The following is a 13,895-nucleotide window of genomic DNA, read 5'->3' as shown; positions in this document are numbered from 1 at the left end:
ATGTCGCACGCAAATCAGTTTCAAGCTTCAAGCTAGAAGCCTCAAGCTAGAAGCCTGCAGGCGAACGGCTTCTATCTTGCCGCTCGTCGCTTGAAGCTTGCCGCTGCTTTTTAGTCGAACATGAACAGCGCGTCGTTGCTGAACTGCCCTTCGAAGCTGTTGGCCGGCATCGGCCGACCGAACAGATAGCCCTGGACTTCGTCACAGCCGTGCTCACGCAGAAAGTCCAACTGCTCATGGGTTTCCACGCCCTCGGCGATCACCGCCAGGTTCAGGCTGTGGGCCATGGCGATGATAGCGCGGGCGATCTGCGCATCCTGTTCGCCGGACGGCAGGCCGTCGACGAAGGTGCGGTCGATCTTCAACACGTCGATGGGGAACTGCTTGAGGTAGTTCAGCGATGAATAGCCGGTGCCGAAGTCGTCGACCGCGATGCTCAGGCCAAGGTTTTTCAGGCCGTCGAGGATCTGCATCGCCTCGCTGACTTCGCGCATCAGGATACTTTCGGTCAGTTCCAGCTCCAGGCAGGCCGGCGGCAGACCGGTGTCCTTGAGGATGGTGGCGATCCGCATGCCCAGCTGGCCGTCGGAGAACTGGCGGGCCGAGATGTTCACCGAGACCTTCGGCACCCGGACCTTGGCCTGGTGCCAGGCCTTGAGCTGGCGACAGGCTTCGCTGATCACCCAGTCGCCGACATCCACCACCAGCCCCAGTTCTTCGAGCACCGGAATGAAGTCCCCCGGCGGTACCAGCCCGCGCCGCGGATGGCGCCAGCGCAGCAGGGCCTCGGCACCGGTCAGGCGCTTGCCGTCGCCGCTGAACTGCGGCTGGTAGTACAGGATGAATTCCTGCTGTTCCAGGGCGTGGCGCAGGTCGCTTTCCAGCTCCAGGCGTTCCAGGGCGCTGGCGTTCATGTCGGCCTGGTAGAACTGGAAGTTGTTCTTGCCGCGTTCCTTGGCGTGGTACATCGCGGTGTCGGCGTTTTTCATCAGTTGGCTCAGCTCGTTGCCGTCCTGCGGGCTGAGGGCGATGCCGATACTGGCGGTGACGAAGAACTCACGGCCTTCGAGCACGAACGGCTTCACCAGGCTGGCGAGAATCTGCTCGGCGACGTGGATCGCCCGGTTCAGGGCGATCTCGCGGCTGGTCCGCGGTTGCAGGAGCAAGGTGAATTCATCGCCACCCATGCGCGCCACGGTGTCGTCATCGTCGACGCAATCGAGCAGGCGGGTGGCCATTTCCTTGAGCATGCGGTCGCCCGCGGCGTGGCCCAGGGAGTCGTTGATCGGCTTGAAGCGGTCCAGGTCGAGGAACATCAGCACCACCCAGGACTTTTGCCGCTCCGCCGACTGCAGGGCGGTGTGCAGGCGGTCCTGGAACAGCGTGCGGTTGGGCAGGTGGGTCAGGGCGTCGTAGTAGGCCAGGCGGTGAATGCGCTGCTCGCTGGCCTTGCGTTCGCTGATGTCGGTGAAGAAGCACACATAGCTGGCCAGGTCGCCTTCGTCATCGAGCACCGCGGTGATGCCGACCCAGGCCGGATAGTGCTCGCCGTTACGGCGCTTGAGCCAGACTTCGCCTTCCCAGGTGCTGTGCTGGTGCAGCTGCTTGAGCACATAGCGCAGGTGGGCTTCCTGCTGTTCGTCGACGGTGAGCATGTTCGGCAACTGGTCGAGCACCTGGGACACCGCGTAGCCGCTGACCCGGCTGAATGCCTCGTTGGCCTGGACGATGTAGCCCGCAGGGTCGGTGATCAGGATCGCCGAGGTCGAGTGCTCGAATACCGTGGCTGCCATGCGCAGGTCTTTTTCCGCGCGGCGCTGCTGGCTGATATCGCGGCCGACCCCGAGCACGCCTTCGAAGGCACCGTGTTCGTCCCACACCAGCACCAGGCGCAGCTCGATCGGAATCTTGCGCCCGTCGGCCCGCAGGCAGTCGAACAGGAACAACTGGGTCTGCACCTGGTTGCGCAATCGCGCCAGTTGCTCGGGTTTGTCCAGGGCCTTGCTGACCCGCTCCATCAGGGCATAGATGCCGGTCAGCTGTTGCGGGTTGGCGATGGTCGATTGCCAGCCGTTCTGGAAGATCCACTCGGCGTCATAGCCCAGTACCGACTGCACCGAGGGGCTGACATAGTTGAGGGCCATCTGGCTGTCGGTGGAGAAAATCACGTCGCTGATGCTTTCGGCGAGCATACGATAGCGCCGTTCGCTGTCGCGCAGGGATTCGCTGGCCTCGATCTGGTCGGTGATGTCCTTGGCCACGCCGATGATGCGCGTGACCTGGTCGTACTTGTCCCGCGCCAGGGCCTGTTCGCGGATGTCGAAACAGCGCCATTGGCCGCTGCGGTGGCGAAAGCGCAAATGGCACTGCAGCAATTGCAGGTAGCCGGCATGCCGCTGTTCCTGGCGCAGGCGGTGATAGAGGTCGGCGTCTTCCGGGTGCAGGAGGATTTCCCAGAAGTACTCGCCCATCTGGTGCAGTTCGGTCTTGTTGTAGCCGAGGGTCTGGCCCAGGTGGTGGTTGCTGAAGATCATCCGCTGGCTGATGACGTCCTGCACATAAAGGTGGTCCGGCACAGTGCGCACCACGTCCGACCAGAAGCCCTCGCGCTCCAGCAGCGACAGCTCGATGAGCTTGCGGCTGGTGATGTCGCTGATGCTGAGGATCACCGCCCGGTAGTCGGCCGGGTCTTCCGGCAGGCGCAGCACCAGCCACAAGTGCTGGTCATGGCCCTGGGCGTCGCTGAGGCGGATTTCCAGCTCCAGCTGTTTGTGCTGGTTGATCACCGTTTCCAGCAGCTGGTTGCCGATGGCGCTGCTGTGGAGCGGGCTGCCTTCGATTAGCAGTTTCCAGGCCTGCTCGCAGGAGTCGACGTTGAGCAGCCGCAAGGCCACCTGATTGACCTCGGTGACGCGCAGTTCTTCCAGCAGCAGCTGGCGCTGCTGTGGGTTGTGCTCCAGCCAGGCCTTGAGTTGTTCGCTGTCGTGCAGTTGCGCCTTGTCGAGAAATGCCGGCAGCCCGGAGATATCCAGGACGCAGAGGGCGACCCCGGTGCCTTCGAAAATGTCCTGGTAGCGCCGGCGCCCTTCGTGCAGCTGACGCTGGCGGCGGCGCATGTTCAGCAGCGCAATCACCGGCAGCAGGGAGAACGCCAGCCCCAGCAGGCACTTGGCGATAAACGCCGGCAACAGTTGCTCGATCACCGCGCGATCGTCGAACAGGCCGCGCAATTGCCAGTCGCTGTTGCCCAGCGGCGCGACCAGCACGCTGTTGGCTATGTCGTCGGTGGTCACCGGGGTGCTGCTGCCGTCGTCGCGACTGAGGGCTTTCTGGTTCAGGCGGTTTTCAATGACCCAGGTCGGTTGGAAACCCTGGTCGGGGCTGGGGCTCAGGGACTGGGCGAAGGAGGGAGCCAGGCGCAGCACCCAGTAACTCTTGAGTGCACCGCTGGGCTGGTGCAGCAGCAGTTGGACCAGCGCGCCGTGGCTGGCATTGCTGTAGTAGTAGCGCTGGCCCCGGCTGCGGCTGGTCAGCTCGGCGAGCCAGGCGGCGTCCTGGCCGTCGGCGTCGCTGTCACTGATGAGCTGGCCCTTGGCATCCAGCAGCGCGATGCTTTGCAGGTCGGGCAGGGACAGTTGCAGCTTCTTCAGCAGCAGTTGCTGCTGTTCGGCATTCTGGGGTGGCTCGACGATCGGCAGCAGGTTAAGGGCGATCTGCGCATTGAGCGCCAGGTTGAGGCTGATGTGTTCGGCCAGGTCGGCGTTGTAGTCGATTGCGTGTTGACGCTGGTCTTTGCGGGTCTGTTGCAGTTGGTCGAGCAGTTGCCAGAACAGCAGGGCGAGCAGCAACAGGACCAGGGTCGCCAGCACGCCTTTCAGGGTACCGCGCAGGGGCGAGCCGGACGCAGGCGCAGTTGCGCGCAGGGAAGAGGGCGGAGTGGCATTGGACAAACTGTGATCCTGCGGTTTGGCTGGACTGGCGCGACGTGCACTATAAGCCGGACGCCCGAAGGGCGGCTAGCATGCCTTGAGTTGTGGCAAAGTGCCAGCCCTGGCTGGCTGGACCTTGCCCGGCCATTGAGGTAGCTTTGCCGGTTACGCGGGAGCGCTCCAGCTCCAGACAATCAGGCTTTTTCCGTACGCAGGCATTGATCGCGATCAAATGCCGGCGCCGCGCATGGCCTGGCCCGGGCTTCGCCCGCTCTTCATTCATCAGTCACTGACGCTAGGTTCATCATGGCTCAATACGTCTTCACCATGCATCGGCTGGGAAAAGTTGTTCCGCCGAAGCGGGAAATCCTGAAAAACATTTCTCTGTCGTTCTTCCCGGGCGCCAAGATCGGCGTGCTGGGCCTCAACGGTTCGGGTAAGTCCACCCTGCTGAAAATCATGGCGGGCGTCGACACCGAGTTCGAGGGCGAAGCCCGTCCGATGCCCGAGCTGAACATCGGCTACCTGCCCCAGGAGCCTCAGCTGGACCCGGCCAAGACCGTGCGTGAAGTGGTCGAGGAAGCGGTCAGCGTGATCAAGGACGCCCAGGCACGCCTGGACGAGGTCTACGCGGCCTACGCCGATCCGGATGCCGACTTCGACAAGCTGGCCGCCGAGCAGGCCAAGCTCGAAGCGATCCTGCAGGCCAGTGATGGCCACAACCTGGAGCGCCAGCTGGAAGTCGCCGCCGATGCGCTGCGCCTGCCGGCCTGGGACGCCAAGGTCGAACACCTGTCCGGTGGTGAAAAACGTCGCGTGGCCCTGTGCCGCCTGCTGCTATCCGCCCCGGACATGCTGCTGCTCGACGAACCGACCAACCACCTGGACGCCGATTCCGTGGCCTGGCTGGAGCACTTCCTCCACGACTTCCCGGGCACCGTGGTTGCGATCACGCACGACCGTTACTTCCTGGACAACGTCGCCGGCTGGATCCTCGAGCTCGACCGCGGCGCGGGCATTCCTTACGAGGGCAACTATTCGGGCTGGCTGGAAGCCAAGTCCGATCGTCTGGCCCAGGAGTCCAAGCAGCAGTCGGCCCATGAAAAGGCCATGAAGGAAGAACTGGAGTGGGTGCGCAAAGGCGCCAAGGCTCGCCAGTCGAAATCCAAGGCCCGTCTGGCCCGCTTCGAAGAAATGCAATCGCAGGAATTCCAGAAGCGCAGCGAAACCAACGAGATCTACATCCCGGCCGGTCCGCGCCTGGGCGACAAGGTCATCGAGTTCAAGAACGTCACCAAGGGCTACGGCGATCGCGTGCTGATCGACAACCTGTCGTTCTCCATGCCCAAAGGCGCCATCGTCGGCGTGATCGGCGGTAACGGCGCGGGTAAATCCACCCTGTTCCGCATGCTGATGGGCAAGGAAACGCCGGACTCGGGCAGCATCGAAGTCGGTGAAACCGTGCAACTGGCTTGCGTCGACCAGAGCCGCGAGGACCTGGACGGCAGCAAGACCGTGTTCCAGCAGATCTCCGACGGCTCCGACCAGATTCGCATCGGCAGCTACGAGATCCCGTCGCGTACCTACGTCGGTCGTTTCAACTTCAAGGGCGGCGACCAGCAGAAGTTCGTCAAGGACCTGTCCGGTGGTGAGCGTGGTCGTCTGCACCTGGCCCTGACCCTGAAGGAGGGCGGCAACGTCCTGCTGCTCGACGAACCGTCCAACGACCTCGACGTCGAAACCCTGCGTTCCCTGGAAGAAGCCCTGCTGGACTTCCCGGGCGCCGCCATTGTGATCTCCCACGACCGGTGGTTCCTTGACCGTGTCGCGACCCACATCCTGGCGTACGAAGACGACTCGCAAGCGGTGTTCTTCGAAGGCAACTACACCGAGTACGAAGCCGATCGCAAGAAGCGCCTCGGCGACGCTGCAGCCCAACCGCACCGCGTGCGTTACAAGAAACTGGCCTGACCCGGGTCGGTTGCTTGAAAGAAACGGAGCCTTCGGGCTCCGTTTTTTTTGCGCGTGTTTCCAGGTGGAGCCTGCGGCTCTTATCGCGAGCAAGCTCGCTCCTACAGGGGCTGTGTCGTTCTTGTAGGAGCGAGCTTGCTCGCGATGCGCCCTGACTGGCACCGCCAATTTTCGAGCTGCCCATCGTGGGGCGAGGCCTGTGGTTTCGATCCCTTGAATGGTGCGTAAAAGGCCGAAAACAGCCAAATATTTATATCTATTGCACCATTTAAATTCATAACTGCGACATTTTGCTCTGTCATGGTGCTGTTCGAGTTGCTAAAGTCCCGGGCAAATCTCCGTTAACGACAATAAATTTGCCGAGACTTTCCCATGATCGAATCCGTCGAAGACTTCCTCGCCCGCCTGAAAAAGCGCGACCCGGACCAGCCTGAATTCCACCAGGCGGTGGAAGAGGTGCTGCGCAGCCTGTGGCCATTCCTGGAGGCCAATCCGCATTACCTGACCTCGGGCATTCTCGAGCGTATCTGCGAGCCGGAGCGGGCGGTGGTGTTCCGTGTGTCGTGGGTCGACGATCAGGGCAAGGTCCAGGTCAATCGCGGGTTCCGCATCCAGATGAACAGCGCCATCGGCCCGTACAAGGGCGGTTTGCGTTTCCACCCTTCGGTCAATCTGGGGGTGCTGAAATTCCTCGCCTTCGAGCAGACCTTCAAGAACTCCCTGACCTCGCTGCCCATGGGCGGCGGCAAGGGTGGTTCGGACTTCGATCCGAAGGGCAAGAGCGACGCCGAGGTGATGCGCTTCTGCCAGGCCTTCATGAGCGAGCTGTATCGCCATATCGGTTCGGATGTGGACGTACCGGCGGGGGATATTGGCGTGGGCGCCCGGGAAATCGGCTTCCTGTTCGGCCAGTACAAGCGCCTGAGCAACCAGTTCACCTCGGTGCTGACCGGCAAGGGCATGAGTTACGGCGGCAGCCTGATCCGCCCGGAGGCTACCGGCTTCGGTTGCGTGTACTTCGCCGAAGAAATGCTCAAGCGCCGTGACGATCGGGTGGAAGGCAAGCGCGTAGCGATTTCCGGTTCCGGTAACGTGGCGCAATACGCGGCGCGCAAGGTCATGGACCTGGGCGGCAAGGTGATCTCCCTGTCGGACTCCGAAGGCACGCTGTACTGCGAGGCCGGGCTGACCGAGGAGCAATGGCAGGCGGTGCTGGAGCTGAAGAACGTCAAGCGCGGGCGCATCAGCGAGCTGGCGACGCAATTCAACCTCGAGTTCCTCGCCGGCCAGCACCCCTGGGCGCTGCCCTGCGATATCGCGCTGCCGTGCGCCACCCAGAACGAGCTGGACGCCGAGTCGGCACGCGCGCTGCTGCGCAATGGCTGCATATGCGTGGCTGAAGGGGCGAACATGCCGACCACCCTGGAGGCTGTGGATATCTTTATCGAGGCCGGCATTCTGTTCGCCCCGGGCAAGGCCTCGAACGCCGGGGGCGTGGCGGTCAGCGGGCTGGAGATGTCGCAGAACGCCATGCGTCTGCTGTGGAGCGCCGGCGAGGTGGACAGCAAGCTGCACGGCATCATGCAGTCGATCCACCACGCCTGCGTGCATTACGGAGAAGAAAACGGCCGGATCAACTACGTCAAGGGGGCGAACATCGCCGGCTTCGTCAAGGTCGCCGATGCCATGCTGGCCCAGGGCGTGGTTTAAGCCGGGTCGATGCGGATCACCTCGATCAACTGATCGCCCGCCGGGCGCTGCCACAGCACTTCATCGCCAAGCTGGGTGCCCAGCAGCGCGCGGCCCAGCGGCGAGCCCCAATTGATCAGGCCCTTGGCGACATCGGCCTGATCCTCTCCCACCAGTTGCACACACTGCTCGGTACCGTGCTCGTCGGCGAAGATGACCCGGCTGCCGATCTGCACTTTCGAGCGCGATGTCGCCTGGGGAACCACCTGGGCGCTTTGCAGGCGCTGGTTGAAGTAGCGCAGGTCGCGTTCGATATCGGCCAGTTGCTGTGGGTCCGCCTGGTCGCCCAGCGCCGACTGTTGGTTGTGCCGGGTTTGCAGGAACGCGACCTTGGCTTGCAGTTCGCTCAGGCCCTGTGGGGTGACGTAGTTGGGCTGCGCGCTGATCTGCCGCTCCACGGGCTGGTCGGCCTGGGCGGCAGTCAGTTCCTCATTGACGAAGGCTCGGCTCATGGGAGTTTTCCCGTAATGAAGGTTTGGGCCATGGTCGCAGCCTTTTGGTTTCGGGCCATGTCTGAAAGCGACTTACTGCGAGCGATAGGCTCGCGCGGCGTCGCGGTCTTTTTCCTCTCGCCAGGCGCGTTCGCGTTCGTCCCAGTGACGCTGCCGATAGTCATTGCGATCCTGGTTTTCCAGCATGGCCTGGCACTGGCGAAAACCGTCGCTCCAGCCCTCGGCGTATTGCGGGTCCTTGAGGTAGCGCGGCACGTTCTTGCGAAATTCGCCGTTGATCGCCCCGGCGGCCTGGCGACCGCTGGCGCAGCCGTCATCGAAGCCGTCGGCGAAGGCCGGTGGATAACCCTGCTTGAGCAACTGTTCGTGGGTCGTCTCACAACCGCTCAGCAACGCCAGCCATGCCACCACCGCATACCGCCACATCTCTGACTCCCACGCCGCTCAACGGCTCATAGAGAAAGTCTAGAAGGGGATTCGTCAGTGGTTTGTGAAAGCGCGGTGAGAATGCGACCGGGGGTCAGTAGTGGTACCACTTCAGCTCCAGCATCACCTCGTTTTCCGCCGTGGCCAGGTGGCTGAACTCGCGCTGGGCGCTCAGGCGCAGGCCCAGGTTGCGTGATAGCTCCCATTGCTGGTTGAGGCTCAAGCTGCGGCGTACCTCACCGTTGGTGAAGTAGTCGCCCTTGGCTTCGACGCTGAAATTGCCCAGCGGGTTTTTCCACAGCAGGCCGGTGTTGAAGCCGGCCGCCGGAGTGATGAAACCGGCGAAATCGGCGTTGTGCTCGACACGCACGGTGCCCAGGGCGAAGCCGAGCATGTTCTCGCTGAGCTGCCAGGTGCCGCCACCGCCACCGTTGACATGGCTGACCAGGGTTTCATCGTCGTGTTTGCCCGGCACTCGCTCCAGGCCGCCGGTGACCTGCCAGGACCAGGGTTGCAGCAGTTCGTTGCGCGGCGTCAGTGAACGAATGGTCGCCAGGTCCAGTTGCTGCAGCTGCCAATTGTTGCCTTCGTACTGGCGCAGCTTCATCTGCAGGATTTCGATCTGTGCGCCCAGGGGGAAACCTTCGGCATTGTCGTTGAGGTCGTGATAGGCCATGCGCAGCCCGTATTCGCCAAAAGCCTGGTCGCCGCGGGTGCCCACGCCGACCTGCCAGGTGCGCGACTCATGGCCGTCTTCCGGCAGGCCTGGGCGTTCGATGGACAGTTCGGGCGGCGGGTTGCGGTTGATCGCCCGCAACAGTTCGAAACTGCGCTGCGCCCGTTGCGGATCGCGCTCCTGACCGTTGGCCCGGTAGCGCTCGAGGCGATAGGCCGCATCGATGATCAGTGCCTGGCGGTCCCGTGGCAGGGCCTTGAAGGCCGGCTCCTGCAGCTGTTGCTGGTCGGCGCTGACCTTCAGCACCCATTGTTGCTCGTCGTTGCTCAGCGGCTTGGCGCGCTCCAGCAGCTCACGTTCGCGGGACGGGCGGTACTCGATTTTCTCCACCAGGCCGGCTTCCTTCACCGCCTTGACGGTGTCGGTGGGAATCGCCGTCAACGGGAATTGTCCGGTCAGGCGCAGGCTGGGGCGCGCCACTTGCAGCAGCTCGAGCAAACGGTAAGAGCAGTTCTCGTCGAAGAAGAAGTAGTCGAACTTGATCTGCTTCAGTTCCCAGACATGCTCGACCATGCGTTCGGTTTCCGCCTGGGTCAGGTTCAGCCGGTATTCCCACAAGTCGCGGTTTTCCAGGCTGCGGTATTCCGAGAGCTTCTCCTGGTAGGGCACCAGGGCGAACAGCCCGGGATAGCCGCCCATCAGGCCTTTCCAGGCATAGAGAATGCTGTTGTCCGAGCCTTCGATATAGGCGCCGAAATTGATCGCGTAGCTGAGCAGGGCGGTGTGGTTGCTTTGCACATCGGCCTGGTCGATGCGCAGCAGGGTATGGCCGAACATCGACGACGGGCTGTTCAGGTAGGCCGCCGGGAAAATCATCACCGTGCTGTGTGGCGCGACGTCCTTGAACCACTGGTTGAACTCATTGCAGTCCACCGTCGGCAGATCGCTCAGGCTCAGTTGGGCCTTGAGCCAGCGGGTGCGGGCGGGGTACACGCATTGAGCATGCTGGTTGCCGCTGCTGGCGGGGGCGTAGAGCGCGTTCAGCGTGGCCTTGAGTTCGGCGTCGGGGTGTTCGGCGCCGTCGCTGGCGAGGAAAAACTTCGGGTCGCTGACATAACTGCGCCAGCCTCCGAGCTTGGCGGTTTCGTAGTGGCCAAGGGAAATCCAGAACGGATCGTTGGCCAGTTGCTGCAAACGTGAGTGGTCGATTTGTGGCGCGGCGGACAGCGGGGCGCAGACACAGAGCGCCAGGGAGGCAAGGCGTTTGAGCATGGTGGGCAACTTGAGTCGGAAAAAACAAAGACCCGGGAGGGGTCATGTCCGAAAAACAAAAGCCCGCTCCCCGAAAAGAGCGGGCGGGTCGAGATTAAGCCGGGGTGGCGTATTTGGCCAGGCGTGCATCGCTTTTCAGCACGGCCAGGGTGTTGGTGTGCACATCTTCCGCGGTCACGTCGGCTTTGCTGAAGATCTGCTGGAAGTGCTCGTGGGTGACGGCGGCGAAGTGCGCGCGGTCTTCGGGAGCGACGCCCAGGACCACGGCGTAGGTGGTCAGCGCTTCGCCTTCACCTTTGGCCATGTCTTCGGAGAGCTCGTTCATCATGCCATTCATGGCAAACCAGGATTTGCCGCCGTAAGTCAGCGCACTGTTGGTCGAGCAGCCGTTGGTGCCGGAAGTCATACCGAAAGTCGCGTTACCGGAGGTGCCGTTGGTGGTGGAGGCCAGGAAGTGAGCCGGAGTGCCGCGCTGTCCTTCGAACAGCAGGTTGCCCCACCCACAATCCGGACCGCCTGGCGCTTGGGCCATTGCATTGATGGAAACAGCGGTGAAGAGAGTACCGAGAAGAATCCGTTTCATAGCTTTGTTCTCTTTGTGTGCAAACCAATGGACAAGGGTTCTGGCCCATGTCGGCGCCAGTGGGCCGGTTATTAGTCCAGCCGCGCAGCTTGGAGTTTAGGCAGATTCCAAGGGTTCCGTGTTTTTTTGCATGACATTCCTTGAAATAGACGGTTTTTATGCTGTCCGCGTGGCGCCTGGGATCTGTCCGCGCTTTCGCTGCCTCGCGCCTTGCCAGCCGCTGTACCCGGCGCCAGAATGCCCCATCTGCCCCGCCTGATGTAAGGAAGCCCGATGCCTGATCCTGTTGCTGCCAGCTTGCGTCTAGCGCCCGAAGCGCTGACCCGTCCGTTTTCCGCTGAACAGTTCAGCTTCTCGACCACCAATGATTTGGAGCCCTTTCGCGGTGTGCTTGGCCAGGAACGTGCGGTCGAAGCCTTGCAGTTCGGTGTGGCCATGCCACGCCCCGGTTACAACGTCTTTGTCATGGGCGAGCCCGGCACTGGTCGCTTCTCTTTCGTCAAACGCTACCTGAAGGCTGAGGGCAAACGCCTGCAGACCCCGTCCGACTGGGTCTACGTCAACAATTTCGATGAGCCGCGCGAGCCGCGCGCGCTGGAGCTGCCTTCGGGGGCCGCGGGGGCGTTCATCAGTGACATCAACGGCCTGATCGACAACCTGCTGGCGACCTTTCCGGCGGTCTTCGAGCATCCCTCCTATCAACAGAAGAAAAGCGCCATCGACCGCGCGTTCAACCAGCGTTACGACCGTGCCCTCGATGTGATCGAGCGCCTGGCGCTGGAGAAGGACGTCGCGCTGTACCGCGACAGCAGCAATATTGCCTTCACCCCTATGCTCGACGGCAAGGCGCTGGACGAGGCAGAGTTCGCGCAACTGCCCGAGGCCGATCGCGAGCGTTTCCACGAGGACATTTCCGCCCTGGAGGAGCGCCTCAACGAAGAACTGGCGAGCCTGCCGCAGTGGAAGCGCGAGTCGAGCAACCAGCTGCGTCACCTCAACGAAGAAACCATCACCCTGGCCTTGCAGCCATTGCTGGCGCCGCTGTCCGAGAAGTACGCGGAAAATGCCGGCGTGTGTGGCTACCTGCAAGCCATGCAGGTGTACCTGCTCAAGACCGTGGTCGAGCAACTGGTGGACGACAGCAAGACCGACGCCGTGGCCCGCAAGCTGCTGGAAGAACAGTATGGTCCGAGCCTGGTGGTCGGCCATCCGGCCAGTGGCGGCGCGCCGGTGGTGTTCGAGCCGCACCCGACCTACGACAACCTGTTTGGCCGCATCGAATACAGCACCGACCAGGGCGCGCTCTACACCACTTACCGGCAGCTGCGTCCGGGTGCCCTGCATCGGGCCAACGGCGGTTTCCTGATTCTCGAAGCCGAGAAAATGCTCAGCGAACCCTTTGTCTGGGATGCCCTCAAGCGGGCCCTGCAATCGCGCAAGCTGAAGATGGAATCGCCGCTGGGCGAACTGGGGCGCCTGGCCACCGTGACCCTGACCCCGCAACACATCCCGCTGCAGGTCAAGGTCGTGATCATCGGTGCTCGCCAGCTGTACTACACGCTGCAGGACCTGGATCCGGACTTCCAGGAAATGTTCCGCGTGCTGGTGGACTTCGACGAAGACATCCCGATGGTGGACGAAAGCCTCGAACAGTTCGCCCAGCTGCTGAAAACTCGCACCTCCGAAGAAGGCATGGCGCCGCTGACCGCGGACGCGGTGGCACGCCTGGCGACCTATAGCGCCCGGCTGGCGGAACACCAGGGGCGCTTGTCGGCGCGTATTGGCGATCTGTTCCAGCTGGTCAGCGAGGCGGACTTCATCCGTCACCTGGCCTCGGACGAGATGACCGATGCCGGGCATATCGAACGGGCGCTCAAAGCCAAGGCCACCCGTACCGGGCGGGTCTCGGCGCGGATTCTCGACGACATGCTGGCGGGGATCATTCTGATCGACACCGATGGCGCGGCCGTGGGCAAGTGCAACGGCCTGACGGTGCTGGAAGTGGGCGACTCGGCCTTTGGTATTCCGGCGCGGATTTCCGCCACGGTGTATCCGGGGGGCAGCGGTATCGTCGACATCGAGCGCGAGGTCAATCTCGGCCAGCCGATTCACTCCAAGGGCGTGATGATTCTCACCGGCTACCTGGGCAGCCGTTACGCGCAGGAATTCCCCCTGGCGATCTCGGCGAGCATCGCCCTGGAGCAATCCTACGGTTATGTCGATGGTGACAGTGCGTCGCTGGGCGAGGCGTGCACGCTGATCTCGGCCTTGTCGAAAACCCCGCTCAAGCAATGTTTTGCCATTACCGGGTCGATCAACCAGTTCGGCGAAGTGCAGGCGGTTGGCGGGGTCAACGAGAAGATCGAAGGCTTCTTCCGCCTCTGCGAAGCGCGGGGCCTGACGGGCGAGCAGGGCGCGATCATTCCTCACGCCAATGTCGCCACCCTGATGCTCGACGAGAAGGTACTGGCAGCGGTCCGCGCCGGGAAATTCCACGTGTATGCCGTGCGCCAGGCTGACGAGGCCCTGAGCCTGCTGGTCGGCGAGCCCGCGGGCGAGCCGGATGCGGATGGCCAGTTCCCGGAAGGCAGTGTCAACGCGCGGGTGGTGGAGCGTCTGCGGGTTATCGCGGAAATGATCAGCGAGGACGATCTCAAGGAAGCGGAAAAAGAGCAGGCACAAGAAGCATTGGCGCAAACCAAGCCGGCATGAGCTATGCCGCGGCGAGGGCTCGGCCTTCGTCGCGGCGCCGGTCCGCTGGCGTCAATTTTCTCGAATAGACCATTCGGCGCCTGTTCAGCCGGTCAACTTTGCTTCTCAGTCTTTTCTTCCTATTC

At 62.7% G+C, this 13,895-nt stretch carries 8 protein-coding genes; 3 read left to right on the top strand and 5 right to left on the bottom strand.

What is annotated here, in order from left to right; genetic code table 11:
* Positions 1 to 110: 110 nt before the first annotated feature.
* A complete protein-coding gene (locus J4D28_RS00555) occupies positions 111 to 3,950 on the bottom strand; it encodes a bifunctional diguanylate cyclase/phosphodiesterase (protein WP_038635247.1) in 3,840 nt (1,279 codons plus the stop codon).
* A gap of 285 nt (positions 3,951 to 4,235) precedes the next feature.
* Between J4D28_RS00555 and ettA the strand changes: the two genes are divergently transcribed.
* The gene (ettA, locus tag J4D28_RS00550; RefSeq protein WP_009050958.1) at positions 4,236 to 5,900 is read left to right on the top strand and encodes an energy-dependent translational throttle protein EttA; all 1,665 of its coding nucleotides are present in this window, start codon (positions 4,236 to 4,238) and stop codon (positions 5,898 to 5,900) included.
* Positions 5,901 to 6,272: 372 nt separating this feature from the next.
* Complete coding sequence (gdhA, locus tag J4D28_RS00545) at positions 6,273 to 7,610, top strand: NADP-specific glutamate dehydrogenase (protein WP_038635244.1); 1,338 nt, start codon at positions 6,273 to 6,275, stop codon at positions 7,608 to 7,610.
* On the opposite strand, the gene J4D28_RS00540 is transcribed toward gdhA, so the two are convergent.
* The 4 genes from J4D28_RS00540 to J4D28_RS00525 form a co-directional block, all read right to left on the bottom strand.
* A complete protein-coding gene (locus J4D28_RS00540; RefSeq protein WP_009050956.1) occupies positions 7,607 to 8,101 on the bottom strand; it encodes a GreA/GreB family elongation factor in 495 nt (164 codons plus the stop codon). The genes gdhA and J4D28_RS00540 overlap by 4 nt on opposite strands.
* 72 nt (positions 8,102 to 8,173) lie before the next feature.
* The gene (locus tag J4D28_RS00535) at positions 8,174 to 8,527 is read right to left on the bottom strand and encodes a hypothetical protein (protein WP_009050955.1); all 354 of its coding nucleotides are present in this window, start codon (positions 8,525 to 8,527) and stop codon (positions 8,174 to 8,176) included.
* Between the two features lie 94 nt (positions 8,528 to 8,621).
* The gene (locus tag J4D28_RS00530; protein WP_029526812.1) at positions 8,622 to 10,475 is read right to left on the bottom strand and encodes a DUF4105 domain-containing protein; all 1,854 of its coding nucleotides are present in this window, start codon (positions 10,473 to 10,475) and stop codon (positions 8,622 to 8,624) included.
* A 94-nt stretch (positions 10,476 to 10,569) separates the two neighbouring features.
* The gene (locus J4D28_RS00525; protein WP_007924760.1) at positions 10,570 to 11,058 is read right to left on the bottom strand and encodes a DUF3015 domain-containing protein; all 489 of its coding nucleotides are present in this window, start codon (positions 11,056 to 11,058) and stop codon (positions 10,570 to 10,572) included.
* A gap of 273 nt (positions 11,059 to 11,331) precedes the next feature.
* Here J4D28_RS00525 and J4D28_RS00520 point away from each other — a divergent pair, with 273 nt between their 5' ends.
* Positions 11,332 to 13,770 carry a Lon protease family protein gene (locus tag J4D28_RS00520; protein WP_009050953.1) on the top strand — a complete coding sequence of 813 codons (2,439 nt, stop codon included), beginning with the start codon at positions 11,332 to 11,334 and terminating at the stop codon, positions 13,768 to 13,770.
* Positions 13,771 to 13,895: the final 125 nt, after the last annotated feature.

Source organism: Pseudomonas sp. GW531-T4, assembly GCF_017349615.1.
Taxonomy (GTDB): Bacteria; Pseudomonadota; Gammaproteobacteria; order Pseudomonadales; family Pseudomonadaceae; genus Aquipseudomonas; species Aquipseudomonas chlororaphis_I.
Note: the sequence above shows the minus strand (reverse complement) of the source record. Positions and strands in the feature narration are given on the sequence as shown.